Source organism: Mesorhizobium sp. L-8-10, from assembly GCF_016756635.1.
Taxonomy (GTDB): domain Bacteria; phylum Pseudomonadota; class Alphaproteobacteria; order Rhizobiales; family Rhizobiaceae.
Map to the genome: position 1 here is coordinate 1,004,180 of NZ_AP023263.1, position 26,619 is coordinate 1,030,798.

Consider the following 26,619-nt stretch of genomic DNA (forward strand, 5'->3'; position numbering starts at 1 on the left):
TCGATCTATCGACCGCAGACATCAGAAGGTCTGCCCGAGTTGCATGGCGAAATGCTCGACGATCGGGCCCACCGCCAGAGCGGGAAAGAAGGTCAGGCCGCCGACGATCAGGATGACGCCCACCAAGAGGCCGACGAAGAGCGGCCCATGGGTCGGGAAGGTGCCGGCCGAGGCAGGATGGATCTTCTTCGCCACGAGCGAGCCGGCGATGGCGAGCGCCGGGATGATGACGAGGAAGCGACCCGTCAGCATCGCGAGCCCGATGGTGACGTTGTACCAGGGCGTGTTGCCGCTGAGGCCGGCGAAGGCCGAGCCGTTGTTGGCCGCGCCCGAGGTATAGGCATAGAGGATCTCGGAGAAGCCGTGCGGGCCGGGCGTACCGATCGAGGCGACGCCGGTCGGCAGCAGCACCGCGATCGCGGTGAAGATCAGCATGGCCGCCGGCAGGCAGAGGATGGCGAGCATGGCCATCTTGACCTCCTTGGCCTCGATCTTCTTGCCGATATATTCGGGCGTCCGGCCGACCATCAGCCCGGCGACGAAGATCGCGATGACCACGAACAGCAGGATGCCGTAGAAGCCTGCCCCGACGCCGCCGACGATGACTTCTCCGAGTTCCATATTGATCAGCGGGATCAAGCCGCCGAGCGCGGTGAAGGAACCGTGCATGGCATTCACCGCGCCGCAGGAGGCAGCAGTCGTTATCACGGCGAACAAGGCCGACAGCGCAACGCCGAAGCGCACCTCCTTGCCTTCCATATTGCCGCCCTCGATGCCCAGCGCATGGACAAGCGGATTGCCGGCGGCTTCGGCCCAGTAGCAGACGGCGACGCCGGCCAGGAACAGCACGCCCATGGCGGCGAAGATCGCCCAGCCCTGGCGCTGGTCGTCGACCATGCGGCCGAAGACATTGGTCAGGCCGGCGCCGATGGCGAAGATCGAGACCATCTGGATCAGGTTTGAGATCGCGCCGGGGTTCTCGAAGGGATGCGACGAGTTGGCGTTGAAGAAGCCGCCGCCATTGGTGCCGAGCATCTTGATGGCAAGCTGCGAGGCAACCGGACCGACGGCGATGGTCTGCCGGGCGCCCTCCAGCGTGGTCGCCTGGACATAGCCGCCGATCGTCTGCGGCACGCCGAGCGCGACATAAACAAGCGACAGCACGATGCAGAGCGGCAGGAGCACATAGAGCGTTGCCCTCGTCAGGTCGGCCCAGAAATTGCCGATCGAGCGGCCGGAGGCACGCGCGAAGCCGCGGATCAGGGCGATGGCGATGGCGATGCCGGTCGCCGCCGAGACGAAGTTCTGCACCGTCAGCCCGGCCATCTGCACGAGATAGGACATCGTGCTTTCGCCGCCGTAGTTCTGCCAGTTGGTGTTGGTCATGAAGCTGGCGGCGGTGTTGAACGAAAGCTCGGACGGCACGGCTGCCATGCCGGCCGGATTGAACGGCAAGCCGCCCTGCAGGCGTTGCAGGGCATAGAGCAGGAGGAAACCGGCAAGGTTGAAGAGCAGCATGCCGACCGCATAGGTCGTCCAATGCTGCTCCTCGCGATCGTTGGTGCCGGCAAGGCGGTAGAGGCCCCGTTCCACCGGACCGAGGATCGGTGAAAGGAAGGTGCGCTCGCCGCTGAAGACGCGCGTCATGTAGCCGCCGAGCGGCTTCACGAGCAGAATGACGATCCCGCAGAAGACGAGGATCTGGATCCAGCCGAAAAGGGTCATGAGGTCGGACTTTCGAACCGTGCCGTCGCGATCAGAAACGTTCGGGGCGAACGAGCGCGTAGGTGAGATAGGCGAGCAGGAACAAGGTCACGCCCCCGCCGATCACATAATCGAGAAGCATAGGCGCGTCCTTTCAGAGACTGTCGCAGGCTTTTAGGTAGATGAAGCAAAGGCCGAAAAAGATCATGCCGATTGCCAGCACAACGATGTCCATCGCCGAGATGTCCTTCTGTTTACCCCACGACACCGAGACCTCGATCCCGGCATGCGCGAGCGCCCGCACCGGCCTTGATCGGCCGCGATGATCTGCTTCGGTTGTCGAGGTGAATATGTGCCCGGTCGCCATAAGGGATCGAGAGAGCGCCGGGCGGAAAGATATAGGAATTCCATAATGGCGCCGGGGCCCTTGGGCTCCTCGCACAAGCGCCGGCCACGCAAGGTTCGCAAATCAGCAAGATATGGCTTCTGACGTACCTGAGGGCGGGCCGGACGCTCACGCTCCCGGCCGAAGCCGGCGCTCCGCGGCCCTGCCGAGCCGCTCGATGGCGAAGTTGACAGTGAAGTAGACGAGGCCGGCGAAGAGATAGAAGTCGAGCGTCATGAAGGTGCGGCCGATCACCTCCTGGGTCTTGAGCAGCAACTCGCCGACCCCGATGATCGACAGCAGTGTCGAGGCTTTGACGATCTCGACCGACGTGTTGACCCAGACGGGGGCGACCTGGCGAAGCGCCTGCGGCAGGAGGATGAGCAGGAGGACGTGCCGGAAGCGCAGTCCCATGCTTTTCCCCGCCTCGATCTGGGTCGGCGGAATCGCCTGCAGCGCCCCGCGAAAGATCTCCGCGAGATGCGCGCCGCAGAAGATCGACAGGGAAAAGATGCCGGATCCCGTCGCGGTGAACTGGATCCCGAAAGCAGCCAGGATGTAGAAACTCGCGAGGATCAGCACCAGGACGGGCGTGCCACGCACGAGATCGACATAGGCGCGCAGCGGCCATCGCAAGGCCCGGCTTCCGAAAACCAGTCCGATGCCGGCAAACAATCCGATTGCCGACCCGAAAAGGATTGCGGAGGCCGACACTTCCACCGTCGTCATCAGGCCTTCGCCCAGCTGGGCGCGGACGTTCCAGAGCTCGGACAGGAATCCGATCATGGAAGATATCCTCCCGAAATCCTCTGGCTGCCTCGCTCGGGGCTCATGGTGCGCCAGGCCTCTCAAAACTTCGGGAAACGACGCTCCAGGCGGCGCAGCCCGGCGGCGATGACAAGCGAGGTCGCGACGTAGAGCACGCTCGCAGCCATCCAGGCCTCGACGACCCGAAACGTGTCGACATTGATGCGCCGCGCCTGGAAGGTTAGCTCGGGCACGGCGATCGCCGCCGCGATGGACGTGTCCTTGAACAGCGCGATGAAGGTCGAACCGAGCGCGGGCAAAGCGTTGCGCAGCATGATCGGGAAGCGTACCAGCCGCGCCACCTGGAACCGTGTCAGCCCGATCGCAAGGCCGGCATCGATCAGGCCGGACGGAATGCCGGCGAGGCTCGCCCGAAACACTTCCGTCAAATAGGCGCCGGCATAGAGCGCAAGCGAGGCGACGAAGCTCTCGATCTTGCCAAAACGCAGGCCGAGATCGGGCAGCGCGAAATAGGCGATGAGCACGATGACCAGCAACGGCGTGTTGCGGATCAGCGCGACATAGGCCGCGACGCCATGGCGAAGCGCGGCAGAACGGCTGAAGGCGGCGAAGGCGCCGAACAGCCCGATGACCGCTCCGATGGCGATCGAGGAGAGAGCGAGCGCCAGACCAAGGGCCAATCCCCCCAGCAGTTCCCCGGCATTGGCCCAGACCACGCCGAAATTGAGCGTGTAGGTCATGGCGCCCGCTGATCGGCCTCAGCGCAACTCGGCGGGGAAGCCGATCGTCGGCGCGGGAGGAGCCTCGCCGAACCACTTCCTGAAGGACGCGCTGTAAGTCGCGAACTCCACCCCCGTCATCGCCTCGTGCAGCGCCGTGTTGACGAAGTTCAGCCAGTCGGCCTCGCCCCGCTTCACCGCGCAGGCGTAAGTCTGCGGGTTCCAGCCATAGCCGCTGTCCAGGTATTTTTCCGGGTTCTGCGTCATAAACCATTTCAGCGACGAGGCATCGGTGGCCGCCGCGTCCGCCCGGCCGGAATTGAGCGCCTGATACATGAGATCGACGCTGTCATACTGGTCGACCTTCGCTTCGGGCAGCGCCTGATGCACCATCTCCTCCGCATAGACATTCTGCAGCACGGACACGGTGACCGCATCGCCGGCCGCCTTCAGCTCGGCATGCGACTTGAATTTCCCGTCCCTGGCGAGCAGCAGGCCGACGCCTTCGCGGTAGTAGGGGATGGTGAAGTTGACGAGCTGGGCGCGGCCAGCCGTCACGGTCATGAACTGGCAGGTGATGTCGACCTTGTCGGTGACGACGTTCGGCACCCGGGCATCCGAGGCCTGGATGACGAACTCGATCTTTTCGGGATCGTCGAACAGGCCTTTGGCGACGATCCTGGCAATGTCGACGTCGAAACCTGCAAGGTTGCCGGCATCGTCGCGGAAATGCCAGGGCGGGTTCGTGCTGCCGGTTCCGACGACCAACCTGCCGCGCGCCAGCACGTCGGCAAGCTTGTCGGCCGCGGCCGGGGTCGCGGCGGCGAGGCCGCCGAGGCAGAAGATCAAAAATGCAGTTCGCCTGTCCATGTCTTCCTCCCGTGTCAGTTTACCCGGACATCGGATCGGCCCCGATGGCCAGACGCCTCAGCGCACCTTGCCTCGCGCCGCCACAGGCCAGACCAGCTCGACCATCCCGTCGCGCAGGCCAACGACCTCGTCGACCATGTTGGAAACGACGCAGCAATGGTTGGGCACGATGTTGACGACATCGCCGACCCTCGGCCTGTCACGGCACGCCGAAAGATCGATCACACCGTGTTCCTCGGAGAGATTGACGACGGTCGCGTCGGGATATTCCACGACGTGCCCGAAGTCGCGGACATAATATTGCTCCCGGGTCAGCACCTTGGAGCCGGCATCGATGACGGCGCGATCCGCCGTCGGCCGACTGACCACGGTTGTGCGCACATGCATGGCACAGTCGTTCCAGCCGGCGACGCCGGAATGAACCATCATCACGTCGTTGTAGACATAGGTGCCGGCGCGGTGCTCCGTCATCATCGGATAGTCGGACAGCGCGTTGAGGGACGGCGTGCCACCCCCCGAGAGCGTGGGGAGCGGCACGCCCAAAGCCCGGAACAGGGAGACGGCCTCGGAGAAGAATTCGAGCGTACGCGGCGCGGTGTTCGGGAAAACCATCAGACCCTCGAAGGCGAGGCCGGGAAGCCGGTCGGCCAGGCGCGCCAGATCGAGCGCGGCGCGCGGCGTCTGGACGCCGTTGCGCCCGAATCCGGAATCGCATTCGACCAGCACCGGGACGATGCGGCCACGGCCGCGCGCCGCCTCCGAAAGGCCGTGGAGCACCGTCTCGTTGTCGGCGACGACGGCCAGACGCCCGATACGCTCCGACAGGTCCATCAGCCGTCCCGCCTTTGCGGAGCCGACGATGTTGAAGGTGACGAGCAGATCGTCGGCGACGCCGGCGTCGATGAAGACCTCGGCCTCTCCGAGTTTCTGACAGGTCAGGCCTACCGCACCCGCGGCGACCTGCATGGCGCCGATCGCCGGGATCTTGTGGGTCTTGACATGCGGCCGGTTGCGCTTGCCGGTTCGCGCGACGATGTCCTGGACGCGCGCTATGTTGCGCTCCAGCCGGTCGAGCAGGACCGTCACGACGGGCGTGTCGAGATCGGCCGCAGCGATCCGTTTCCGGTCTGTCGTCTCGTGCATGGCCATCCCCGCTTCAAGTGCCGTTGACGTTCCTTCGCTGGTATTCTTTTGCCAGCTAAAAGCCCTTGCCGATCCATTCGTCGACATTGGTCGCGTCGACCTGATGCGTCGGCAGGATGATCTCCTTGTCGAGCTTTTCGCCCCTGGCGATCTTGTATCCGTACTGCACGCCCTCCGGGGCGACGAAATGATAGGTGAAGGTGGCCACCATCTTGCCGGCCTTGATTGCGTCGTAGGCGGCATTCTCGCCGTCTATGCCGACGACCTTGACCTCGCCCAGCCGGCCCGCCGCTTCGAGCGCGGTCACCGCGCCGAGCGCCATGTCGTCATTGTGAGCATAGACCAGCTGGATCTCGCCCGGCTTGTAGCGCTGCAGCATGTCCTCCATGAACTTGATCGCCGGTTCGCGCACATAGTTCGCGACCTGGTCGGCGACCACCTTCACATCAGGGCATTGCTCGGCGAGCACCTCGTGGAATGCATCGTGCCGGTCGACGGTCGCAGAGGCGCCCGCGGTACCCTGGATCTCGATCACATTGCCCTTGCCGTCGAGCGTCTTGCAGACGAACTCGCCGGCCGTCTTGCCGATCAGCACATTGTCGGCGCCGATGTGGAGGGTGACGTCGGTGTTGACCTTCCGGTCGAGCGTCACCACGGGGATGCCGGCGTCCATCGCCTGCTTGACGACCGGCGTCAGCGCTTCGGCGGTAACCGGGCTGATGATCAGGGTCTTCACCCCCTGGGCGATGAGGCTCTCGACGTCGGAGACCTGCTTGGACGCCTGGTTCTCGCCATTGGTGACGATCAGCTCGACGTCGGGAAGATTGGCCGCGGCGTAGTTCTTGTTGCCCTCGACCATGTTGACGCGCCAGGAGCTTTCCATCGTGCCCTGGCTGAAGCCGATCTTGATCTTGTCCTCGGCGCCGGCGATGCCAGCGAGGGCGAGCACCACCGTCGATGCCGCCAGAAGCTCCAGTTTTCCTTTCATCGTTTCCTCCTGTTTGCCGGGTTTCCTTCCCGTTTTGCCGTTGTCGGCATTCACGCATTGTCGCGTCGGCGGCGGTGCATCTCGAACAGAACCGCAAGCACGATGATGGCGCCCTTGACGATCTGCTGGGTGAAGGGCGACACGCCGGCGAGATTGAGAATGTTTGCGAGCACGGCGAAAATCGCCGCGCCGATGACGGTGCCGACAACGCCGCCCTCGCCGCCGAAGAGGCTGGTGCCGCCGATGACGGTGACGGCGATCGCCTCGAGCTCGATGCCGACGCCGGCGACCGGCTCGCCGACCGTCAGCCGCGACACGAAAATGAGAGCCGTGAGCGCCGAGAGCAGGCCGCTGATCACATAGACCGAGAAGACGACGAGCCGGACATTGATGCCGGCGAGACGCGCGGCTTCCGGGTTGCTGCCCACGGCGTAGACGTTGCGGCCGAAGGGCGTGTAGCGCAGCACGACATAAGCCAAGGTCGCGACTGCTGCGAATATCCACACAGGCACAGGCAGCCACAGCAGATAACCCTGGCCGAGCCAGGCGAAGTCGGCGGACGCGTTGGGGAAATGGATGGGGTGCCCGTCCGAGATCGTCATGGCGAGGCCGCGGCCCATGACCATCATTCCGAGCGTCATGATGAAGGGCGGAAGGCGGCCGAGCGTGATACCGGCGCCGTTGATCGCCCCGAGCGTGATCCCTACGCCGAGACCGGCCAGAATGACGAGAGGCACAGGCGTCCCGACATTGAGCAGCAGGGCCGAGACGACGGCGCTCACCGCGATGATCGAGCCGACCGACAGATCGATGCCCGCCGTCAGGATGACGAAGGTCATGCCGACCGAGACGATGCCGAACAGGGCGACCTGGCGGGCGACGTTGATGAGGTTGAACGGGTTGAGGAAGGCGTCCGAGATCAGCGCGGCCGCGACACACATCAGGATCAGCACCCACAGCAGGCCGGAGGCGCGCAGCGCCGTCCTGCCGCGCAGCCGGCGCATGAGGGCGAAGAGAGGCATGGAGGCATTGCCGGCCATCTGTCGCTCGCTCTCAGCCATGGTGCGGTGACTTTCGCTGCGGATGCATTCCTCGCCCCTCAAGCAGCCTGCGCCGCGTCGGCGCCAAGCGCGGCGGCCAACAGGCTCTCCTCGGTCGCCGCGCCGCGATCGAAACGGCCGGCGATCCGACCGTCGCGCATGACGACGATGCGGTCGCAAAGGCCGAGAATCTCGGGCAGTTCGGAGGAAACGATGACGATCGCCGCGCCATGCCCATCGGCCAGATCAGCCAGAAGCTGATAAATTTCGCGTTTGGCGCCGACATCGACGCCGCGCGTCGGCTCGTCGATCAGCAGGATGGCGCAGTCGGCGTTGAGACTGCGGGCGATCAGGCATTTCTGCTGGTTGCCGCCGCTGAGATCGCGGATCCGGGCAGCCGGTCCCGGCGTGCGGATGCCGAGGCGACGAATGAGAGCCGCCACCGCGTCGCGTTCGCTGTCCTCGCTCAGAAGCCCGTTCCGCGTCAGGGCGCCCAGCCGGGAGATGGTGATGTTGAAGGCGACGCTCTGCGGCAGGAAGCAGCCCTCGGTCTTGCGGTCTTCGGGCAGGAGCACCATGCCGTTGGCGATCGCTTCACGCGGCCCGGACGGCCGGCGTTCGCCATCGCCAAGGCGCCAGGACGCGCAGACCGCCGGATCGGCACCGACGAGCGCCCTCAGCAGCTCGGTGCGACCCGAGCCGGCCATGCCGCAAATGCCGAGGATCTCGCCCGAGCTGATATCGAGATCGATTCCACGGAGGACCCGCGGCCGGTTCAGGCCTCGGACGCTCAGCACCTCGCGACCGGGCCGGCGGTCGCGCAAGGGATAGATATCGGCGAGCTGGCGCCCGACCATCATGCGGATGAGCGTCGCAGCGTCCACATCCGCTACGGCATGCGTGCCGACGACGGCGCCGTCGCGTAGCACGGTCACGCGATCGCAGATGCGAAACACCTCCTGCAGCCGGTGGGAAATATAGACGAAGCCGACACCCTCCCTTGCGAGCTTCCTTATGACCTCGAACAGCCGGTCGAGCTCGGCGCCGCCCAGCACCGCCGAGGGTTCGTCGAGGATGACCAGCCGCGCATGGCGCGACAACGCGCTGGCGATCTCCACCATCTGGCGCTGCGCCACGCTCAGGCTGTCGAGGCGAGCGTCGGGGTCGACGTTGAAGCCGAGGCGGGCCATTGTTTCCAGACTGTTGCGGCGGGTTGCCGTCCAGTCGACCAGGCCGTAGCGGTTCGTCGGCAAACGTCCGAGGCAGAGATTCTCGGCGACCGTCAGATGGGGCGCCAGCATCATCTCCTGATAGATAACCGAGATGCCGAGCTCCAGCATCCGCTGCGGCGTCGGGCGCGCGATCCGTTCGCCGCCCATGACGATTTCGCCGGCATCGGCCTGATAGGCACCGGACAGGATCTTCATCAGCGTCGACTTGCCGGCGCCGTTCTCGCCAATCAGCCCCAGCACCTCCCCGCGGCGGACGTCGAGATCGACGTACTGGAGCGCCACGACCCCGGGGAATCTCTTGAGGATGCCGCGCATCGCAAGGATGGGTTCGTCAGGTCCTGGCTTGGATGCCGCTGCGGTCATGGAAGCGCTCGATCGTCTGTCGGCCACCAAATTATTCTATTATATTTTTATATGATAAATTATCATGGACGCTTGTCAAGCGAGGCCAAGCAGCCCTAGAAATCAAGTGTATGAACGACAAATCCGCCCCCTCGCTTCGGATCGGCTCCGGCCGCAAGCGCAACCTGTTTGCCCAGGTGGTCGAGGAACTGGGCATCCGCATCGTCCGCGGCGATCTCCGGCCCGACGAGCCCTTCCCGAAGGAGGCCGATCTCGAACGCGAATACGGCGTCAGCCGCTCGGTCATCCGCGAGGCGGTGAAGACGCTGGCGGCCAAGGGCCTGCTCGAATCCAAGACGCGGACCGGCATCCGCGCCCTGCCGCCGGTGCATTGGAACCTGCTGGACGGCGAGGTCCTCAGTTGGCGCTATAGCGCAATGCCGCCGGTGCAATTCTTCGGCGAGCTTTTCGAGATCCGCAAGATGATCGAACCCGAAGCGGCTGCCCTGGCGGCCGTCAGGGCCACGCCTGAGGATCTCGAGGAGATAGAGGCGGCGTTCGCTGCGATGGTCGAAGCGAGCCAGGCGACCGTCCCCGGCATCGAGGCGGATCTGCGCTTCCACCGCGGCATCCTGGCCGCCGGACACAACCCGCTGCTTCTGCAGATGGGCAACCTGATCGGTGTCGGCCTGTTCATCAGCCACCGCTTCTCGCGCGAATCCTTCGTCATCTTCCTGCCGCAGCACCGCAAGGTGATGGAGGCGATCAAGGCCGGCGATGCCGAAGGCGCGCGCGCCGCGATGCATCGACTGCTCGGCGACACGGTCGCCTATATGAAGGACCATATCCACAACGATTGAGGCGTTCCTCCTCTCCCGCGAGGAGTCTGATCCTCGCGTCATCGCGGGAGTTGCAGAGGGGCGACCTCGGGGCTCCTCCTTCTCGCGCGGAGCATGCCGGTCCTGTCTACGGAAGGGAGGCAGGGCTCGCGTCATGCCACCGACCAGCCGCCGTCGACCAGTATGTTGGCACCGGTGATCAGCGACGCGGCCGGCGAAGCCAGGAAGACGACCGTGCCGGCAACGTCGATGGGGTCGCCGATCCGGCCGAGCGGTATATGGCCAAGCACAGCAGCGTGGAACGTCGGATCGGACAGGCTGGGGCGCGTTCCATCGGTCCAGATAAAGGTGGGCGCCACGCTGTTGACGGCGATGCCGTATTGCGCCCATTCGGCGGCGAGGCAGCGTGTCAGATGGTTTATGGCCGCCTTGGTCATGCAGTAGATCGCCTCGCCCTTCAGCGTCACCGTTCCGGCCTGCGAACTGATATTCACGATGCGCCCTGATCTCCGGGCAATCATCAGCCGGCCGACGGCCTGGGTCGTGAAGAAGGTGCCCTTGAGGTTGATCCCGACGGTGAAGTCGAAATCCTCCTCGGTCACGTTCTCGGCCAGGTTCTCGGGACCGACTCCGACATTGTTGACGAGCACGTCGATGCGGCCGAAGGCGGCAACGGCGGCCCCAACGGCACCGCGCACGGTCGCGAGATCGGCAAGGTCCAACTCGACCGCAACGGCGCGCCGGCCCAACCCCTCGATCTCGGCGGCGAGTGCCGCGCCGTCGGCGAGCCCACGGACTCCGACGATGACGTCGGCGCCCGATCCGGCGCAAGCCAGCGCACAGGCGCGCCCGATGCCGCGCGACGCGCCGGTGACGAGCACCGTCTTCCCCTCCAGATCGAACCTGGGCGTGATTGCCATAGCCGTACTCCTCCCTATGACCGGACCCCAGACCTTCCGGCGCCAGGTACCGTTCTCCGCCAACCAACTTTTATTATCATATAATATGTATTTTGCAATGTACCGCACTCCGGGTCGACCCCAGCCGGTCATGTGCCTCCAGTAAGCCACGTGGCAGAACGCCGGAAAGACAGACGAAACAGACGCTTACGCAAGAAGGCCGTCGTCGCGAGGCAGAAGACGGCGGTTTTCGCGTTGACGTGGATCAAATTATTTGCAGGATATTGTATATGGATACTGAATATTCAAATAGAATATCCGAGACTCAGACGAACGGCGTTCGGCCGCTGTCGACGGTGCTGAAGACGATGGAGGTCCTCGATGCGCTGGCGACGTTCCCGCGGGGGGTAAAGCTGTTCGAGCTGGCCGATCACCTCGCCATCTCCCGGCCGACCGCCTATCAGCGCCTGCTGACCCTGGTCGAAGCCGGCTGGGTGGAGCAGATCGAGGAGAGCCGCTACCGGCTCAGCCTGAAGGCCGTCGGCATTGGCGGGGCGGCGCTTGAGCAGGCCAATCTCGGCGAACGCACTGTACCGCTGCTCAAGGAACTCGCCGCCGAGGCCAGGGAAACCGCGTCGCTCGCGGTCCTGCAGGGCGGTCAGCCCTATATCGTCCAGCGTGCCGAGGAAGGCGGCCTGCTGCGCGCCCGCCAGCCGGTCGGCACAGGGTTTCCACTGCACAACTCCGCCTCGGGCAAGGTGCTGTTCGCCTTCGCCGACGAACACAGCGCCAGGATGATCCGCGCCCAGGCCGACAAGGTGCCCGACGAGGCGACCTGCGAGAAGGTGCGGGCCGACGGCTACGCCTTCTCCGACAATACGGGCGATGTGCGCGCCGTGGCGGCCCCGGTCTTCGACCACCGCAACGCCTGCATCGCTGCTCTGTCGCTGGTCGGGCCGGTGAGTCGCATCAACGCACCGGCACTTGTCGAACCGCTGGTGAGAACCGCCAGGCGGCTGACTGCGCTGCTGCAGGGCAAGGAACGCTGAGCCCGATCGCTTCAGAACAAGACCTTGGAAAAGACGAGCGAAAGCACTCCGAGAATGAACGCCATCATTGATCACAAACTCGACGAGAGCGGCGCCTACCGGCCGCAATCGCTGATGCGCGAGCCGTCGGTGCTGATGCGGCCCGAACGGCTTGCCGCGCTGCAGCCCTCGCGCGTCAGCGCGACCCGCTCGATCATCGCCAGGGCAGCCAGGGGACGCTGGACGATCACCCGGCAGCGTTTCGACCTCGACCACAAGGCGCGCGGCATCGCGCTCTACCGGATCGAGGCGGGAAGCTGCGTGTTCTCCTTCGTGGTCCACTCCTTCGAGCCGACCGCCAAAGGCCGTACCGGTCGCATCATCGGCACGGCCTGGGACATGATGGGGTCCCTGATCGAAGGGGAAGTGACCGAGCGCGACATAGAGCTGGTCGGGCAGGAGATGCCGCTTCTCTATCACGGCCGCGCCGCGCCGGAGACGCTGATCTGGTGCCGCTCCAACCGCAGCGGCCGGGTCTTCGATTCCACGGTCGCGGCGTTGGCGGCCGGCCGCCAGCCCGATACGGCCGAGCTCGCCGAAGCCACCTACATCATGCGCAACACCGGCCTCGACGGCAACGGGACCTTCGGAACCAAAAGCTTCCTCGCCTTTGCGCCGGGCCATCCGCTGCGGCCTTCGCTGAGCGCCCAGATGCTGACCGCCTATATGATGCGGGTCTTCGCGCTGGACCTCGCCCATCACCTGGCGCGCGCCGAGGGCGGGTCCACCGCGGTCGAACTCGACGAACAGATGGCGCGCTATCTCGGCGTCGGCAACGGCTCGGCACTCGGCCTGATGTTCTATGTGAACAACCATCCGCGCCTCGTCGACCGCTGGCTGAGGGCGCATGAGCAGGCGCTCGCCCAGGCGAAGCTGTCCGACGTCGTCAGGGGCGACGGCAAGGTCGAACTGCTGCTGCGGCTGATCGACAAGGCGATCGTCTACCGCGAACAGGATCGCACGCAATATACCGACTTCACCCCGAGCCGGACTATCGCCGACGACCTCAGGGGGATCCGCAAGGAGCTCGTCCTGTTCAAGGAGCGTTCCGACGCCGGCCTGCCCGGGCCGATCCTGCCGCTGGCCGACTTCGCCGCATCGCTCGAGGGCCGCTATGTCGCCGATGCGGTCGAAACCTTCAATTCGGCCCTTATCGAGCTCGTGCCGGACTATGCCGACCAGCTCGTCGACACGCTCGCCGTCGATGAGGAACTGATCGGCAAGCCGGAAATGTCGGTTGCCCGGCTGCGCGAGATCATCCACGCCGACTATGGCTGGGCCTTCGGCATGGACCTGACGTCGGAACGGTCCAGGCGCTATGTCTGGTACAAATCCGCCAATGCCGAGGAACCGAGGCGGGGCTTGCGCGAAGAAGCACCCGACGCCTTCAACCTCGGGCTCGACCTGCCGCGCCTCGTGGTTGCCCTCGACCGCGACCTCGCCGAGACCGGGCCGCGAAGCAGTGTGGCCCGCTTCCTGCTCACACGCCCGCAACACCGCCGCATCGTGGCGCGGGTCCAGGCGCTGAGAGGCCTGCCCTATCATTCCCCCCATGCCGACATCATGAGCGAGGATTTCATTCCCGCCCACATGACCCGGCTGCTCAACGGCGCCATCCACGGCCTCGACAAGACGCAGGATGCGATGGGCCGCGTGCTGCGCGGCGTGCTCATGCAGGGCGCACCGCTTCCAGCGGAGGTCGCCACCGGCTCAATCGATCCCCACTGGTTCCATCCGGCCGAGCCTGTCCTATGAACGCTCCCTTCCTCGACCCGATGAACGCAACTCTGCGCGAAAGCCGCATGGTGCTCGAACGCCTCGTGCAGTGGAAAGGCGTGGAGCCCGGCATGATCTTCTCGGTCATGGACTGCGGCGTCTATTCCGCCGCGCTCGGCCCGTCCGGCTGTGAGGATCTCGAGCGCCAGATAGCGCTCCTCGCATCGTCGCCATCGGCGCCGATCTCGATCATCGAAGCCGGCGACGCCATCCGCATCGACGCCGGAGGCCGCCACGCCTGGCTCATCGCCGAGCCGGCGCTTGACCTCGCCATCGACGAATACCGGCGCAAGGGCGCCGGCGCCGTGACCGTCGTCAACGCGGTCGAGCCGGCCGAACTCCGCATCGTCGCTGCGATCGCCGAGAAACACGAACTTTCCGCAACCGCCACGGCAGGTGACGACGGCTCGGTGAGGATCGAAGTCGGTGCACGCGATCCGTCCCGCCAGACCGTACTCGACCGCATCCGCCGACAAGGCATCCCGGTCCGCCGGGATCTCTGGTTTCACCTGTTCCACCTGTCGAGCAACGCGCTCGCCGAGGACACGGTGATTTCGCGCACTCACACCGGCGCCTTCATGATCAAGCCGGACGGAACGGTGGTCGGCGAGCACGACGAAGAATTCGCACATGAGGACATCTCGATGCTGACAGCCGAAGCCCTGGAGTTCAGACGATGACCGCCCATGACAGGACGATGCTGATCGACGCGCTGCAATGCGGTCGTTTCGACCGCAAGGTCATCGAGAAGCTGGTGGCGGGCGGCTTCGGCTGCGTGACCCCGACGCTCGGTTTCTGGGGCGGCGCCGTCGAGGGATTCGATTCGGTCGCCGAATGGTACGATCTGGAGCGCGCCAATGCGGATCTGATGAAGATCGCCCGGACCACCGCCGACATCCGCCAGGCTCGGCGGGAGGGCAAGGTGGCGTTCGTGCTCGGCTTCCAGAACTCCGGCCATTTCGAGGGACGGATCCGCTATGTCGAGCTCTTCGCCGCACTCGGTGTGCGGGTGACGCAGCTCACCTACAATATCCAGAACGACGTCGGCAGCTCCTGCTATGAGCCGGTCGACACCGGGCTGTCGCGCTTCGGCCGCGAGGTCGTGCGCGAGATGAACCGCCACGGCATCCTGGTCGACTGCTCGCATGTCGGCGACAGGACCACGCTCGACGCGATCGAGGAATCCGAACAGCCGATTGCCATAACCCACGCCAATGCCGCGTCGCTCTTCCCGCACAGGCGCAACAAGAGCGACGAGGTATTGAAGGCGCTCGCCGCCAAGGGCGGCGTGGTCGGCTGCGCCACCTACCGCAACATCACGCCCGAAAGCGCCTGCGCTTCGGTCGACGGATGGGCGGAGATGGTCGCCCGCACCGTCGACATCGTCGGCGTCGACCATGTCGGCTTCGGCACCGACGACAGCCACCATGTCGGCCAGGCCGAACTCGACTGGATGCGTTACGGCCGCTGGACGCGCACGGAGCAATATGGGGCGGGCTCCAAGACGAATTCCGGGCCTTCCAAGCCGCCGGAGTGGCTGCCGGAGGTCTACAACCTCGCCGAAGTCCCGGCCGCGCTCGGGCGCGTCGGCTTCAGCAGGGAAGAGATCGCGAAGCTCAGTGCCGAAAACTGGCTTCGCGTCTACGCGGCGAATTTTGGATAGGCCGCGCGGGGAACCATAGAAACAGGGAGAGTTCCATGGGTTACGTGCATGACAAGGGGCGCGGCTTCACGCGCCGGCAGTTCATCAAGTCGGCATCGGCCGCGGCGATCGGCTCTGTCGCAATGCCTTACGTTCACCGTGCCTACGCCGAAGAGAAGGTGCTTTATGTCAACACCTGGGGCGGCGGTTGGGAAAAGGCCGCCCGCAAGAACCTGTTCGATCCCTTCACGGCCGAGACGGGGGTCGAAATTCGTACAGTATCGCCGGTTTCATTCGCGAAGCTTGCCGCCCAGGTCCGCACCGGCGTCTACGAATTCGACGTCACCACCCTCGGCGTCGCCGATCTGGGACGTGCCAACAACGCGGAGTTGATCGAGAAGGCAGAGGGTCGTGTGTCGGCGAACGACCTGTTCGAAGGCGGTCTTGTCGCCAACGGCATCGCCTCCCACGCCTTCGGCAACGCCATCGTCTATCGCAAGGACGTCTACCCCAATGGCGGCCCGCAGAACTGGGCCGAGTTCTGGGACCTGCAGAAATTCCCGGGCGACCGGTCGCTCCAGCGCTATGCAGCCCGCGCACTCGGCATCGCGCTGATGGCGGATGGAGTCGCGCCAAAGGACCTTTTCCCCTACGACCTCGATCGCGCCTTCAAGTCGCTCGACAAACTCAAGGAGCACATCGCGATCTGGTGGACCCAGGGCCCGCAGTCGACCCAGATCATCCGCGACGGAGAGGTCGACGCGATCGGCATGTGGCCGGACTATGCCCGGACAGCGATGGACGAAGGCACACCGGCCGAGATCGTGTGGAACCAGGCGCTCGTCGACACCGCGTTCTGGGTCGTGGCGAAAGGCACCCCGCGATCGCAGGCCGGATGGGATTTCGTGCGTTTCGCCGTGCAGCCCGAACGCGTCGCCCGCTTTGCCATCGAAAGCGGATCGGGACCGGTCAATCCCGAAGCGTTCAAGTTCCTGACCGCCGAAGAGGCCGCCAAGGCCGTCACGTCCCCGCTGTACAAGGATAAGGTCGTGTTCTTCGACGTCGAGAAGATCTCGCCGCAGATCGACGAGATACAGCGCCGCTTCGACGAGTGGATCGGCGCCTGATCCAATGAATATGACCGAGAGAGATTTCCAGCGCGTGGTGGTGGAGACCGCCAAAGCAGCTCCGGAGACCGCCAAGGCGGCTCATCAGGACGCCCGCCCCCACGGGCGGGGCTCCGGAAGGCTCCTGTTCTCGCCGGCCCTGCTCTATGCACCGCCGTTGATCTTTCTCGGCCTCTTCTTCATCATTCCGCTGACGCTCATCGCCTGGATGAGCTTCACCGAGCCGGCACCGGGGTTCGGCAACTATGTGAAGTTCTTCTCCTCGCCCAGGGCGCTCGGCATCCTTGCCGAGACGGTCCTGACCGCGGGCACCGTCACCATCTGCGCACTCTTCGTCGCCTATCCGGTCGCCTATGTGGCGGCGACGCGGAACTCGGCCTTCGGCAACATTCTGCTTCTGATCGTTGCGCTAAGTTTCTGGACGAACTTCCTCGTGCGCACCTATGCCTGGATGGTGATCTTCAGCAACAATGGTCCGGCCCAGGCGGCACTCGCGGCCTTCGGCTGGAACCCGCCGCCGCGCCTGCTCTACACCTCCTTCGCATCGACGCTTGCCATGACCCAGATGCTGACGCCGCTTATGGTGTTCATGCTCTACGCCGTCATGCGCCGCATCGATGGGGCCTATCTCCAGGCCGCCGGGAGCCTGGGCGCCACGCCCGCGCGCGCCTTCCTCACCGTCTTCCTGCCGCTCAGCGCCCCCGGCATCATCAACGGCGTGACGCTGGTCTTCATCACCTGCATGGGCTTCTATGTCACGCCGATCCTGATCGGCAGCCCGCGCGACATGATGATATCAGGGCTGATCGCCGAGCAGATGGAGCAGTTCCTCGATTTCGGCGGAGCATCGGCTTCCTCGATGATCCTGCTCGTCTTCACCCTCGTGCTCTTCAGCGTCTACAACGCCTTCTTCGACATCGAGAAGATCTGGAGGCGATAGCATGTTTGCCCGCGCCCTCGCCTTCCTCACCGCCAACTTCCTGTTCTGGCCGACACTGATCGTGGTGCCGATGTCGTTCAGTTCGGCGCCCTCGCTGCAGTTCCCGCCGCCGGGCTACTGGATCGGCTACTACAGAGCATTCTTTTCCGAGCCGAACTGGACCGGGCCGCTGATGAACAGCCTGATCACGGCGTCCTGCACGACGCTGCTGACGCTGCTGATCGCCACCCCGGCCGCCTTCGCGCTGGTCAGGCTGGAGTTCTTCGGCAAGCGGGCGTTCCGCTTGCTCCTCTTGATGCCCCTGCTGGTGCCGCACATCGTGCTGGCCTTCGCCTACTATATGTTCTTCGGCGAGATCGGCCTCGTGCAGACCTATGCCGGCGTGGTCCTCGCCCATGTCTCGATCACCATCCCGATCGCGACGCTCATCCTGACCGCGGCGCTGCAGAGCTTCGACGCCAATCTGGAGCGCGCCGCCGCCTCGCTCGGGTCCGATCCGCTGACGACATTCCGGACGGTGACGCTTCCGGTGATGCGGCCGGCCTTCCTCGTCGCGGCCTTCTTCACCTTCATCAACTCCTTCGACGAATCGGTGATTGCGCTGTTCATCTCGGGCCGCGACACGGCGACGCTGCCCCGGCAGATGTTCAACAGCTTCTCCATGGACGCCGATCCCGTGATCGCGGCCGCCTCGTCGATCCTCTTCGCTCTTGTCCTTGCCGGCGTCGGCATGGCCGCGGCCGCGCGGCTCGTCCGCGCCAGGCTGGCGCCCGCCGGAGCCTAGAGCGTGCCCTTCGTTTCACGCGGTTCCTGACCCGAGACCGCTGCGCACCTTGATGGAATTGCTCCAGGGAGATCTCCCATGAACGACAATATCCTCGCCATCGCCAATGCCCGGAAGTCCTACGACGGACGCACCAATGTGGTCGAGATTCCTTCCCTCGACATCAGGCGCGGAGAATTCGTCTCCTTCCTCGGCCCGTCGGGCTCCGGCAAGACGACGACGCTGATGATGATCGCCGGGTTCCAGGCACCGACCCAAGGTTCGATCCTGCTGAACGGCCGCTCGCTCGTCGATGTGCCGCCCTACAAGCGCAACATCGGCGTGGTGTTCCAGAACTACGCGCTCTTCCCGCATCTGACCGTGGCGGAGAATGTGCGCTATCCGCTCAGGATGCGCGGCGAGACGAAGGAGCGGTCCCGCAGGCGGATCGCCCACGCCCTCGAACTGGTCGGGCTCACCGGCATGTCCGACCGCTACCCCCGGCAGCTTTCGGGCGGCCAGCAGCAGCGCGTCGCCCTGGCCCGCACGCTCGTCTTCGAGCCGGACCTGATCCTGCTCGACGAGCCGCTCGGCGCGCTCGACAAGAACCTGCGCGAGCATATGCAGGTGGAGCTGCGCCGCATCCATCGCGAACTCGGCGTCACCATGATCTATGTCACGCACGACCAGACCGAAGCCATGACGATGTCGGACCGGATCGCCGTGTTCAACAGGGGCAAGATCGAGCAGATCGGCGCACCGGAGGATGTCTATTACCAGCCGGCGACGCCCTTCGTCGCCTCCTTCGTCGGCGACAGCAACATCTTCGAAGGCAGGATGTCGGAAGGCGGCGCCGTCTCGGTGCCTGGACTCGGCGATGTCGACACCAGCCGCCACGACCTGCCGGCCGGTCGCGCGGTGAGCGTAATGATGCGGCCCGAGATCTTCAAGCTGCGCCCGCAAGCCAGGACCGCCGCGGGTGCGAACGAGCGCGAGATGGTGATCCGGGATTCGGTCAACTATGGAGAAAGCCGGCTCATCATCGCCCAATCCGGCCCGCTGTCGATCCGCACCCGCGTGCTCGGTGTCGACGCGACGCATATCGCGGCGGGCGACAATTGCGTCATCGCCTGGGATCCGAAGCACGTTCACGTGCTGGCCTGACACGGGCGATCGGGCCGAACCACCACGGCTTGCGGGCGCGATGTCCGGCCGCCAGACACATGAGGGAAAGCAATGGATATCCGCCGGATCAAGCCGAGCGAACGGTCGAGCGCTGCAGTGACTTACGGAAACATGGTCTTCCTCGCCGGACAGGTGGGCGCGCCGGGCGAAAGCGTGACGGCGCAGACCAGGGCGGTTCTCGCCAGGATCGATGCTCTCCTGGCGGAGGCCGGCACCGACAAGTCGCGTCTGCTTCAGGCCACCATATGGCTGGCCGACATCGGCGACTTCGAGGAAATGAACGCGGTCTGGAACGCCTGGGTGGTTCCGGGCCAGCCGCCGGCGCGCGCGACCAGTGAAGCACGCCTGGCGACTTCGGACTACAAGGTCGAGATCATCGTGACCGCGGCCGCCGGATAAGCCGCGGCGGGCGGCACGATGTTTGAGGGCAGTGCGGCGGCAGACCGACGGCTGGCGTTTGCGCCCGCCTACGACAGTCCGCTGAATGATCCGTGCACCAACGCCCTTCAATACTGAAGGCGCGACGGGCCGCGCCGCGGCTCTGCACTTGCAGGCCAGACGCCGGAGCGGTCCTGGCGAAGCCCATAGGCGGAAATCGCCGAAGGTTCAGGCGACGAGTTGCGGCTGGAAGACCACATCGGCCCAGTAGTTTGCGGAAGCGAAAGTGTTCGTCGGGAACAGGCCCGTCGTGGCGGATCCGCCATAGGCGTAGACGCCGTTTCCGCCGGCGCTCGCGCTCGACGGTGCTGTCAGCGGTCCGTTCGTGACGGCACCGGTGAAATAGTTGTCCGTCGCCACATAGGTGCCGGTCGTGTGGTAGGACGCGACATAGATGGTGTTGGCGGCGATCGAGACGGGCGTCGCCAGGGCGACGGTCTGCCAGCCGCTTGCCGCGGTGTTGGTGAAGGTGGCGCTGGCGAGCCTTGTGCCGGTCGCCGTCCACAGGTCGAGGACGTTCTGGCCGGCGTCACCGGGGCTGCGGTAGAATTTCAGGGCCGTGATCTCGCCGGCAACATTCGACTGGAACTTGACGCCGACCTCGAGTTGCGGACCGTCGTTGAGGTTGGTCTGGGCCGGCGTGTCGGATGCGCTGAACAGGCTGTAGGTCGTCGGCGCCGTCGACACCGCGATGTCGAAGGTCTCGGTGGCGGCGAGGCTGCCGAGATCGGTCGCCGTCACCCGTATGCCGAGCGTGCCGACGTCGGCCGCCGTCGGCGTGCCGCTGAAGGTTCGCGTCGCGGCGTTGAAACTCAGCCAGGCGGGAAGTGCCGCGCCGCTGGTGGTGCTGGCCGCATAAGTGAGCGTGTCGCCGCTGTCGACATCGGCGAAGGTATTGGCCGGCAGCACCAGCGAGTAGGCGGTGCCGACGGCGGCATTCTGATTGGCGGTCTGGACGGCAAGCACCGGCGCGTCGTTGGCGCCGTGGATGGTGACGGTGAGCGTCGCCGTGGCGGTGGCGCCGGCGGTGTCCCGCATCGTGTAGCTGAAGACGTCGGTGAGCGTGTCGGTCGACTGCCGCAGCGCCTGCACGGCGGCAGAGTTCTCGTTGACGGTGTAGGTGTAGGCACCGGACGCATTGAGCACGAGGCTGCCATGGGCGCCATTGAGCGCCGTGCCGAGCGTGCCGTTGGTCGAACCGAAGCTGACCGCTGTGACGGTCTTGGTGTCGCCGGCATCCGGATCGGTGTCGTTGGCGAGCACGTTGCCGGTGGCGGGCGCGCCGCCCGAGCCGTTGGCGACGCCGCCCTTCTCGGTGGCGTCCCCCGTGTCGGCAACCGCCGTCGGCGCCGTGTTCGGCGTCGTCGATATGGTGATGTTGAAGGTCTCGGTGGCGGCGAGGCTGCCGAGATCGGTCGCCGTCACCCGTATGCCGAGCGTGCCGACGTCGGCCGCCGTCGGCGTGCCGCTGAAGGTTCGCGTCGCGGCGTTGAAACTCAGCCAGGCGGGAAGTGCCGCGCCGCTGGTGGTGCTGGCCGCATAAGTGAGCGTGTCGCCGCTGTCGACATCGGCGAAGGTATTGGCCGGCAGCACCAGCGAGTAGGCGGTGCCGACGGCGGCATTCTGATTGGCGGTCTGGACGGCAAGCACCGGCGCGTCGTTGGCGCCGTGGATGGTGACGGTGAGCGTCGCCGTGGCGGTGGCGCCGGCGGTGTCCCGCATCGTGTAGCTGAAGACGTCGGTGAGCGTGTCGGTCGACTGCCGCAGCGCCTGCACGGCGGCAGAGTTCTCGTTGACGGTGTAGGTGTAGGCACCGGACGCATTGAGCACGAGGCTGCCATGGGCGCCATTGAGCGCCGTGCCGAGCGTGCCGTTGGTCGAACCGAAGCTGACCGCTGTGACGGTCTTGGTGTCGCCGGCATCCGGATCGGTGTCGTTGGCGAGCACGTTGCCGGTGGCGGGCGCGCCGCCCGAGCCGTTGGCGACGCCGCCCTTCTCGGTGGCGTCCCCGGTGTCGGCAACCGCCGTCGGCACCGTGTTCGGCGCCGTTGCCCTAAAGACCACGTCGGCCCAGTAGTTGGAGGCCTTGAAGGTCCTGTTCGGGAAGATGCCGGTGGTGCTGCTGCCACCGTAGCGGTAGACACCGTTGCCACTCGCAGGTGCCGTCAGCGGACCACTCGTCACGGCGCTGGTGAAGTAATTGGTCGTCGACGCGTAGGTGCCGGTCGTGTGGTAGGACGCGACATAGATGGTGTTGGCGGCGATCGAGACGGGCGTCGCCAGGGCGACGGTCTGCCAGCCGCTTGCCGCGGTGTTGGTGAAGGTGGCGCTGGCGAGCCTTGTGCCGGTCGCCGTCCACAGGTCGAGGACGTTCTGGCCGGCGTCACCGGGGCTGCGGTAGAATTTCAGGGCCGTGATCTCGCCGGCAACATTCGACTGGAACTTGACGCCGACCTCGATCTGCCGTGCGTCGTTGAGGTTGGTCTGGGCCGGCGTGTCGGATGCGCTGAACAGGCTGTAGGTCGTCGGGGCCGTCGACACCGCGATGTCGAAGGTCTCGGTGGCGGCGAGGCTGCCGAGATCGGTCGCCGTCACCCGTATGCCGAGCGTGCCGACATCGGCCGCCGTCGGCGTGCCGCTGAAGGTTCGCGTCGCGGCGTTGAAACTCAGCCAGGCGGGAAGTGCCGCGCCACTGGTGGTGCTGGCCGCATAAGTGAGCGTGTCGCCGCTGTCGACATCGGCGAAGGTATTGGCCGGCAGCACCAGCGAGTAGGCGGTGCCGACGGCGGCATTCTGATTGGCGGTCTGGACGGCAAGCACCGGCGCGTCGTTGGCGCCGTGGATGGTGACGGTGAGCGTCGCCGTGGCGGTGGCGCCGGCGGTGTCCCGCATCGTGTAGCTGAAGACGTCGGTGAGCGTGTCGGTCGACTGCCGCAGCGCCTGCACGGCGGCAGAGTTCTCGTTGACGGTGTAGGTGTAGGCACCGGACGCATTGAGCACGAGGCTGCCATGGGCGCCATTGAGCGCCGTGCCGAGCGTGCCGTTGGTCGAACCGAAGCTGACCGCGGTGACGGTCTTTGTGTCGCCGGCATCCGGATCGGTGTCGTTGGCGAGCACGTTGCCGGTGGCCGGCGCGCCGCCCGAGCCGTTGGCGACGCCGCCCTTTTCGGTGGCGTCCCCCGCGTCGGCAACCGCCGTCGGCGCCGTGTTCGGCGTCGTCGATATGGTGATGTTGAAGGTCTCGGTGGCGGCGAGGCTGCCGAGATCGGTCGCCGTCACCCGTATGCCGAGCGTGCCGACATCGGCCGCCGTCGGCGTGCCGCTGAAGGTTCGCGTCGCGGCGTTGAAACTCAGCCAGGCGGGAAGTGCCGCGCCGCTGGTGGTGCTGGCCGCATAAGCGAGCGTGTCGCCGCTGTCGGCATCGGTGAAGGTACTGGCCGGCAGCACCAGCGAGTAGGCGGTGCCGACGGTGGCATTCTGATTGGCGGTCTGGACGGCAAGCACCGGCGCGTCGTTGGCGCCGTGGATGGTGACGGTGAGCGTCGCCGTGGCGGTGGCGCCGGCGGTGTCCCGCATCGTGTAGCTGAAGACGTCGGTGAGCGTGTCGGTCGACTGCCGCAGCGCCTGCACGGCGGCAGAGTTCTCGTTGACGGTGTAGGTGTAGGCACCGGACGCATTGAGCACGAGGCTGCCATGGGCGCCATTGAGCGCCGTGCCGAGCGTGCCGTTGGTCGAACCGAAGCTGACCGCGGTGACGGTCTTTGTGTCGCCGGCATCCGGATCGGTGTCGTTGGCGAGCACGTTGCCGGTGGCCGGCGCGCCGCCCGAGCCGTTGGCGACGCCGCCCTTCTCGGTGGCGTCCCCCGTGTCGGCAACCGCCGTCGGCACCGTGTTGCCCGGCGACGAACTGGGGTCGAAAATCACGTCCACCCAATAGTTCGTCGCCTGGAACGTGCTGGTCGGGAACAGGCTGCTGCTGCCATAGGCGTAGACGCCGTTGCCGGTCGCGGGCGCCGTCAGCGGGCCGCTGGTAACATCTGCGGTGAAGTAGTTGGCAGTCGTGGAGTAGCGACCGACGTTGGTGTGGTAGGAGGCAGTGTAGGTGGCGCCCGGAGTCAACGTCACAGGGCTGGAAAAGGTCGCGCTCTGCCAGCCACTGGCAGTTTCGTTGGTAAATGTCAGGGTCGCCAGCCGCGCGCCGGTGCTGGACCACAGCGAGCCGGTATGGGTGCCGGTATTCTGGCTGCCCTTATAGAAGCGGATACCACTGACGGTGCCGGCCACTGACGTGCGGAATCTGACGCCGAGCTCGACCGCGGAAGCGTCGTTGGTGCTCACGACCGCAGGCGTCGCCGATCCGAACAGCGAGACATAGCTCGGTCCGCTGACCGTGATCGTGCGCCCAGTGGAAGGCGTTTCCAGGTTGACGCTGTCATCGACGGCGCGGGAACGAACCGTATAGGTGCCGGCAAGCTGCGGCGTCCACGTATACGTCCAATTCTCGTCGCCGGTTGCCGGATGCCAGCTTGCGCCGTTGTCGGTCGAGAACTCGACGCTGGCGATCACCCCCCCGATATCCGATGCGGTTCCGGAAATCGTTACAGTGCTTCCTGCGACAACGCTCGTGGGCGCCGTGAAAAGGGAGGTCGGGGCGGTCTGGTCGGTCGAACCGGTTGCGGCGACAAGCCCGGCCTGCAGCGTCCCCGGCTGTATGCCCATATCGGCAAGCAGATTGACCATTGCCTGCTGCACGCGCGCATCGGTGGGTGTCGGCTGAAGGTCGTGATTGTCGCTCAGGCCCCATGCCCAATAGACGGTTCCAGCACCGAAGACCAATGCGCCGCTCGGAGCTCGATAGAGCGTCAGATTATGGGTCGAAACGCCGCTGCCGGTCGTATTTCCGTAGTCGAGCAGATAAGTGCTTACCGGAATCGTCGTCGACGACAACTTGATCAGGCCGGCGGGATCAAAACCATTGTCGGGCGCTTCGTCCCACTCGTAGCCGAGATAGTTCTTCGTCAGCGTTGCCGTCTGACCGGGTTGCAGATTGGCAACGCTCGTGTCCCGCCAAAACCGCAGGTTGGCGTCATCGTAGGGAATCGTGATCGCCTGGAGATTGGAACCGACGTCATCGACCTGGAACATCGTCCCCGTCAGCGAGTTCTCCGGATTCCCTCCGCCGATCGCCGGCGGGCTGAGGCGTGGATCGCGAAAAGTCCCGGTCCACTCGCTGGAAGGATCGATACTGGCGCTGGGCGACCATGTCTCCTTGTAGCAGATCAGCGTGCGATAGGGCGTGCCGTCCGCGCTGATTGCGTTGCCCCAGCGGGTGCGCCAGTAGACTTCATTGCCGCTCCAGAACTGCAGGTTGACACCGGCATCGCGGGCTGCCTCGACATTGGTGCGTTGCTGACCGGACCAATACTCGTCATGGCCGACGTCGAGATACATCCTGTGATTCAGGAGCAGGCTGCCATAACGGTCAACGTCGACCCCCGACATGTAGGAGACGTCATAGCCGTTCTGCTCGAGCCAGTAGATCGCCGCATATTCGACGCCGAAAAGATAGTCCTGCGGGCCGGCATAGGTGCCGACTCCGCCGCGCGTCGCGATGGGCCGGTTGTAGCTGACCGCATAGGCGCGCCCCGCCCCCTGACCCGTCGCCGGACCGTTGCCGCCGTAGAAATTTGCCCCGCCCCAACCGTTATACGCCTGCCACGTTGTATCCGCAGTCTGGAAGACGATGTCGCTGTGGCTGCTGTCGTCCCGGACGATGAACGGGATGTGGTTCTGGCCGGCAGTTCCGTCCTGGCGCACGAGCTTGGCGATGTAGACGCCGGAGACAGCATCGGCGGGCACGGCCCATGACGCCGATACGGCCCAATTGCCGGCGTCCACCGTGCCGGTGGCGGCGTTGTACAAAGGCGCGGGCTGGTTCTGCAGTCCCGTGCGCTGAATCGTGGCGACCTTTCGCGCCCCCATGCCGCCATAGTAGCCGAGCCGATAGATGTCGATCCGATAGTTGTTGGAATTGGTGTCGATCTTGAAGCTGATCGTCTGGCCGCGATCGACGCTTATGTCGGTGGCGAAGCCCTCGATGTTCGAGTCGCCCGCGCCGACAATGCCCCACTCGCTTTCCGGATTGCCGGGCTTCTGGTTCTCGAGAACGATCGGATTGTTCGTGGCCGCGGCAAGATCCTGCGAGGTGGTCCTGGAGACAACCGCCCCTGTGGTGACCGAGCCGGACAGGATACCGATCTGGCCCGTCATCGTTCCGGTGCCGGTCTCCCCGCCTCCGGGCAACTGATTGCTCCACCCCTCCAAGGGCACTACGTTGCGCGATGATAGCGGATCGCTTATCGAGGCTCCGAAGAGAGCAGGACCGCTCGGCACATAGTCCGCTCCATCATACAGCCTCGTTCCCGGCAGTTGGCCGTCCGCCTGGAGAACGCTGCCGGCGGGCTGATCGAGCAGCCGTGTCGGGCAATTGATGTAGCCGCAACCCCCGCAACAGATGGCGTTGGAAATGGCAGCCGGCACAAATCCCACAAATGATTCGGCAATATCGGCAGTCAGCCTGGCCGAAGGAGCCGTCGCGTGGATGACCGTGCCGCTTGAAGTGGTCGATAAAGGTGCCAGGGGCGCTTCTGGCTCCGACGCCGCTGGGGCAGGACTTTGAAAGAGGTGAGAGGGATCGACGTTGATGCCCTCACCGGCTGCAGGCCGCGGCG

At 65.3% G+C, this 26,619-nt stretch carries 22 protein-coding genes; 10 read left to right on the forward strand and 12 right to left on the reverse strand.

Translation table 11 applies throughout. From position 1 onward, the window contains the following. Positions 1–21: 21 nt before the first annotated feature. The 10 genes from kdpA to JN280_RS04585 all read right to left on the reverse strand — a co-directional run bounded on the left by kdpA (position 22) and on the right by JN280_RS04585 (position 9,212). Positions 22–1,725 (reverse strand): potassium-transporting ATPase subunit KdpA, encoded by a 1,704-nt coding sequence (kdpA, locus tag JN280_RS04540; RefSeq protein WP_202310313.1) that lies wholly within the window; start codon positions 1,723–1,725, stop codon positions 22–24. Between the two features lie 31 nt (positions 1,726–1,756). Beyond that, positions 1,757–1,846 carry a K(+)-transporting ATPase subunit F gene (gene kdpF / locus JN280_RS04545; protein WP_202310314.1) on the reverse strand — a complete coding sequence of 30 codons (90 nt, stop codon included), beginning with the start codon at positions 1,844–1,846 and terminating at the stop codon, positions 1,757–1,759. Positions 1,847–1,858: 12 nt separating this feature from the next. After that, positions 1,859–2,071 (reverse strand): hypothetical protein, encoded by a 213-nt coding sequence (locus tag JN280_RS04550; protein ID WP_202310315.1) that lies wholly within the window; start codon positions 2,069–2,071, stop codon positions 1,859–1,861. A gap of 147 nt (positions 2,072–2,218) precedes the next feature. Continuing rightward, positions 2,219–2,875 (reverse strand): amino acid ABC transporter permease, encoded by a 657-nt coding sequence (locus JN280_RS04555; protein WP_202310316.1) that lies wholly within the window; start codon positions 2,873–2,875, stop codon positions 2,219–2,221. Positions 2,876–2,937: 62 nt separating this feature from the next. Then, complete coding sequence (locus tag JN280_RS04560; RefSeq protein ID WP_202310317.1) at positions 2,938–3,597, reverse strand: amino acid ABC transporter permease; 660 nt, start codon at positions 3,595–3,597, stop codon at positions 2,938–2,940. Between the two features lie 18 nt (positions 3,598–3,615). Beyond that, a complete protein-coding gene (locus tag JN280_RS04565; protein WP_202310318.1) occupies positions 3,616–4,446 on the reverse strand; it encodes a transporter substrate-binding domain-containing protein in 831 nt (276 codons plus the stop codon). A 57-nt stretch (positions 4,447–4,503) separates the two neighbouring features. Next, positions 4,504–5,589, reverse strand: coding sequence for an alanine racemase (locus JN280_RS04570; RefSeq protein ID WP_244742965.1), 1,086 nt, complete (start codon positions 5,587–5,589; stop codon positions 4,504–4,506). Between the two features lie 55 nt (positions 5,590–5,644). Beyond that, positions 5,645–6,577 carry a substrate-binding domain-containing protein gene (locus tag JN280_RS04575; protein WP_202310320.1) on the reverse strand — a complete coding sequence of 311 codons (933 nt, stop codon included), beginning with the start codon at positions 6,575–6,577 and terminating at the stop codon, positions 5,645–5,647. 50 nt (positions 6,578–6,627) lie between these two features. Continuing rightward, positions 6,628–7,581 carry an ABC transporter permease gene (locus JN280_RS04580; RefSeq protein WP_202314535.1) on the reverse strand — a complete coding sequence of 318 codons (954 nt, stop codon included), beginning with the start codon at positions 7,579–7,581 and terminating at the stop codon, positions 6,628–6,630. Positions 7,582–7,676: 95 nt separating this feature from the next. Continuing rightward, positions 7,677–9,212 (reverse strand): sugar ABC transporter ATP-binding protein, encoded by a 1,536-nt coding sequence (locus JN280_RS04585; RefSeq protein ID WP_202310321.1) that lies wholly within the window; start codon positions 9,210–9,212, stop codon positions 7,677–7,679. Positions 9,213–9,322: 110 nt separating this feature from the next. On the opposite strand from JN280_RS04585, the gene JN280_RS04590 reads away from it, so the two are divergent. After that, a complete protein-coding gene (locus tag JN280_RS04590) occupies positions 9,323–10,051 on the forward strand; it encodes a FadR/GntR family transcriptional regulator (RefSeq protein WP_202310322.1) in 729 nt (242 codons plus the stop codon). A gap of 131 nt (positions 10,052–10,182) precedes the next feature. Here JN280_RS04590 and JN280_RS04595 read toward each other — a convergent pair whose 3' ends face one another. Further along, a complete protein-coding gene (locus JN280_RS04595; RefSeq protein WP_202310323.1) occupies positions 10,183–10,950 on the reverse strand; it encodes an SDR family NAD(P)-dependent oxidoreductase in 768 nt (255 codons plus the stop codon). A 269-nt stretch (positions 10,951–11,219) separates the two neighbouring features. On the opposite strand from JN280_RS04595, the gene JN280_RS04600 reads away from it, so the two are divergent. The 9 genes from JN280_RS04600 (at position 11,220) to JN280_RS04640 (ending at position 19,849) form a co-directional block, all read left to right on the forward strand. Beyond that, positions 11,220–11,978: an IclR family transcriptional regulator gene (locus JN280_RS04600; RefSeq protein ID WP_202310324.1), complete on the forward strand. Its 759-nt coding sequence runs from the start codon at positions 11,220–11,222 to the stop codon at positions 11,976–11,978. A gap of 54 nt (positions 11,979–12,032) precedes the next feature. Then, a complete protein-coding gene (locus tag JN280_RS04605) occupies positions 12,033–13,772 on the forward strand; it encodes a hypothetical protein (RefSeq protein WP_202310325.1) in 1,740 nt (579 codons plus the stop codon). Beyond that, on the forward strand, positions 13,769–14,473 hold the full coding sequence (locus JN280_RS04610; protein ID WP_202310326.1) for a hypothetical protein: 705 nt from the start codon (positions 13,769–13,771) through the stop codon (positions 14,471–14,473). The genes JN280_RS04605 and JN280_RS04610 overlap by 4 nt, the downstream gene beginning before the upstream one ends. A gap of 17 nt (positions 14,474–14,490) precedes the next feature. Next, on the forward strand, positions 14,491–15,456 hold the full coding sequence (locus JN280_RS04615; protein ID WP_202314536.1) for a membrane dipeptidase: 966 nt from the start codon (positions 14,491–14,493) through the stop codon (positions 15,454–15,456). Positions 15,457–15,491: 35 nt separating this feature from the next. Then, on the forward strand, positions 15,492–16,562 hold the full coding sequence (locus tag JN280_RS04620; protein WP_202310327.1) for an extracellular solute-binding protein: 1,071 nt from the start codon (positions 15,492–15,494) through the stop codon (positions 16,560–16,562). A gap of 10 nt (positions 16,563–16,572) precedes the next feature. Beyond that, positions 16,573–17,502 (forward strand): ABC transporter permease, encoded by a 930-nt coding sequence (locus JN280_RS04625; protein ID WP_202310328.1) that lies wholly within the window; start codon positions 16,573–16,575, stop codon positions 17,500–17,502. A 1-nt stretch (position 17,503) separates the two neighbouring features. Continuing rightward, a complete protein-coding gene (locus tag JN280_RS04630) occupies positions 17,504–18,286 on the forward strand; it encodes an ABC transporter permease (protein ID WP_202310329.1) in 783 nt (260 codons plus the stop codon). A 78-nt stretch (positions 18,287–18,364) separates the two neighbouring features. Continuing rightward, positions 18,365–19,429, forward strand: coding sequence for an ABC transporter ATP-binding protein (locus JN280_RS04635; protein ID WP_202310330.1), 1,065 nt, complete (start codon positions 18,365–18,367; stop codon positions 19,427–19,429). A 72-nt stretch (positions 19,430–19,501) separates the two neighbouring features. Further along, positions 19,502–19,849 carry a RidA family protein gene (locus tag JN280_RS04640; protein WP_202310331.1) on the forward strand — a complete coding sequence of 116 codons (348 nt, stop codon included), beginning with the start codon at positions 19,502–19,504 and terminating at the stop codon, positions 19,847–19,849. Between the two features lie 207 nt (positions 19,850–20,056). Here the strand turns inward: JN280_RS04640 and JN280_RS04645 are convergent, their stop codons facing one another. Next, on the reverse strand, positions 20,057–26,191 hold the full coding sequence (locus tag JN280_RS04645) for a DUF4082 domain-containing protein (RefSeq protein WP_342216160.1): 6,135 nt from the start codon (positions 26,189–26,191) through the stop codon (positions 20,057–20,059). Positions 26,192–26,619 lie beyond the last annotated feature (428 nt).

Excerpts from the sequence above, each read along its gene's own strand:
- kdpA (WP_202310313.1), bottom strand. The coding sequence starts at position 1,725 with ATGACCCTTTTCGGCTGGATCCAGATCCTCGTCTTCTGCGGGATCGTC.
- kdpF (WP_202310314.1), bottom strand. The coding sequence starts at position 1,846 with ATGCTTCTCGATTATGTGATCGGCGGGGGCGTGACCTTGTTCCTGCTC.
- JN280_RS04550 (WP_202310315.1), bottom strand. The coding sequence starts at position 2,071 with ATGGCGACCGGGCACATATTCACCTCGACAACCGAAGCAGATCATCGC.
- JN280_RS04555 (WP_202310316.1), bottom strand. The coding sequence starts at position 2,875 with ATGATCGGATTCCTGTCCGAGCTCTGGAACGTCCGCGCCCAGCTGGGC.
- JN280_RS04560 (WP_202310317.1), bottom strand. The coding sequence starts at position 3,597 with ATGACCTACACGCTCAATTTCGGCGTGGTCTGGGCCAATGCCGGGGAA.
- JN280_RS04565 (WP_202310318.1), bottom strand. The coding sequence starts at position 4,446 with ATGGACAGGCGAACTGCATTTTTGATCTTCTGCCTCGGCGGCCTCGCC.
- JN280_RS04570 (WP_244742965.1), bottom strand. The coding sequence starts at position 5,589 with ATGCACGAGACGACAGACCGGAAACGGATCGCTGCGGCCGATCTCGAC.
- JN280_RS04575 (WP_202310320.1), bottom strand. The coding sequence starts at position 6,577 with ATGAAAGGAAAACTGGAGCTTCTGGCGGCATCGACGGTGGTGCTCGCC.
- JN280_RS04580 (WP_202314535.1), bottom strand. The coding sequence starts at position 7,581 with ATGCGCCGGCTGCGCGGCAGGACGGCGCTGCGCGCCTCCGGCCTGCTG.
- JN280_RS04585 (WP_202310321.1), bottom strand. The coding sequence starts at position 9,212 with ATGACCGCAGCGGCATCCAAGCCAGGACCTGACGAACCCATCCTTGCG.
- JN280_RS04590 (WP_202310322.1), top strand. The coding sequence starts at position 9,323 with ATGAACGACAAATCCGCCCCCTCGCTTCGGATCGGCTCCGGCCGCAAG.
- JN280_RS04595 (WP_202310323.1), bottom strand. The coding sequence starts at position 10,950 with ATGGCAATCACGCCCAGGTTCGATCTGGAGGGGAAGACGGTGCTCGTC.
- JN280_RS04600 (WP_202310324.1), top strand. The coding sequence starts at position 11,220 with ATGGATACTGAATATTCAAATAGAATATCCGAGACTCAGACGAACGGC.
- JN280_RS04605 (WP_202310325.1), top strand. The coding sequence starts at position 12,033 with ATGAACGCCATCATTGATCACAAACTCGACGAGAGCGGCGCCTACCGG.
- JN280_RS04610 (WP_202310326.1), top strand. The coding sequence starts at position 13,769 with ATGAACGCTCCCTTCCTCGACCCGATGAACGCAACTCTGCGCGAAAGC.
- JN280_RS04615 (WP_202314536.1), top strand. The coding sequence starts at position 14,491 with ATGCTGATCGACGCGCTGCAATGCGGTCGTTTCGACCGCAAGGTCATC.
- JN280_RS04620 (WP_202310327.1), top strand. The coding sequence starts at position 15,492 with ATGGGTTACGTGCATGACAAGGGGCGCGGCTTCACGCGCCGGCAGTTC.
- JN280_RS04625 (WP_202310328.1), top strand. The coding sequence starts at position 16,573 with ATGACCGAGAGAGATTTCCAGCGCGTGGTGGTGGAGACCGCCAAAGCA.
- JN280_RS04630 (WP_202310329.1), top strand. The coding sequence starts at position 17,504 with ATGTTTGCCCGCGCCCTCGCCTTCCTCACCGCCAACTTCCTGTTCTGG.
- JN280_RS04635 (WP_202310330.1), top strand. The coding sequence starts at position 18,365 with ATGAACGACAATATCCTCGCCATCGCCAATGCCCGGAAGTCCTACGAC.
- JN280_RS04640 (WP_202310331.1), top strand. The coding sequence starts at position 19,502 with ATGGATATCCGCCGGATCAAGCCGAGCGAACGGTCGAGCGCTGCAGTG.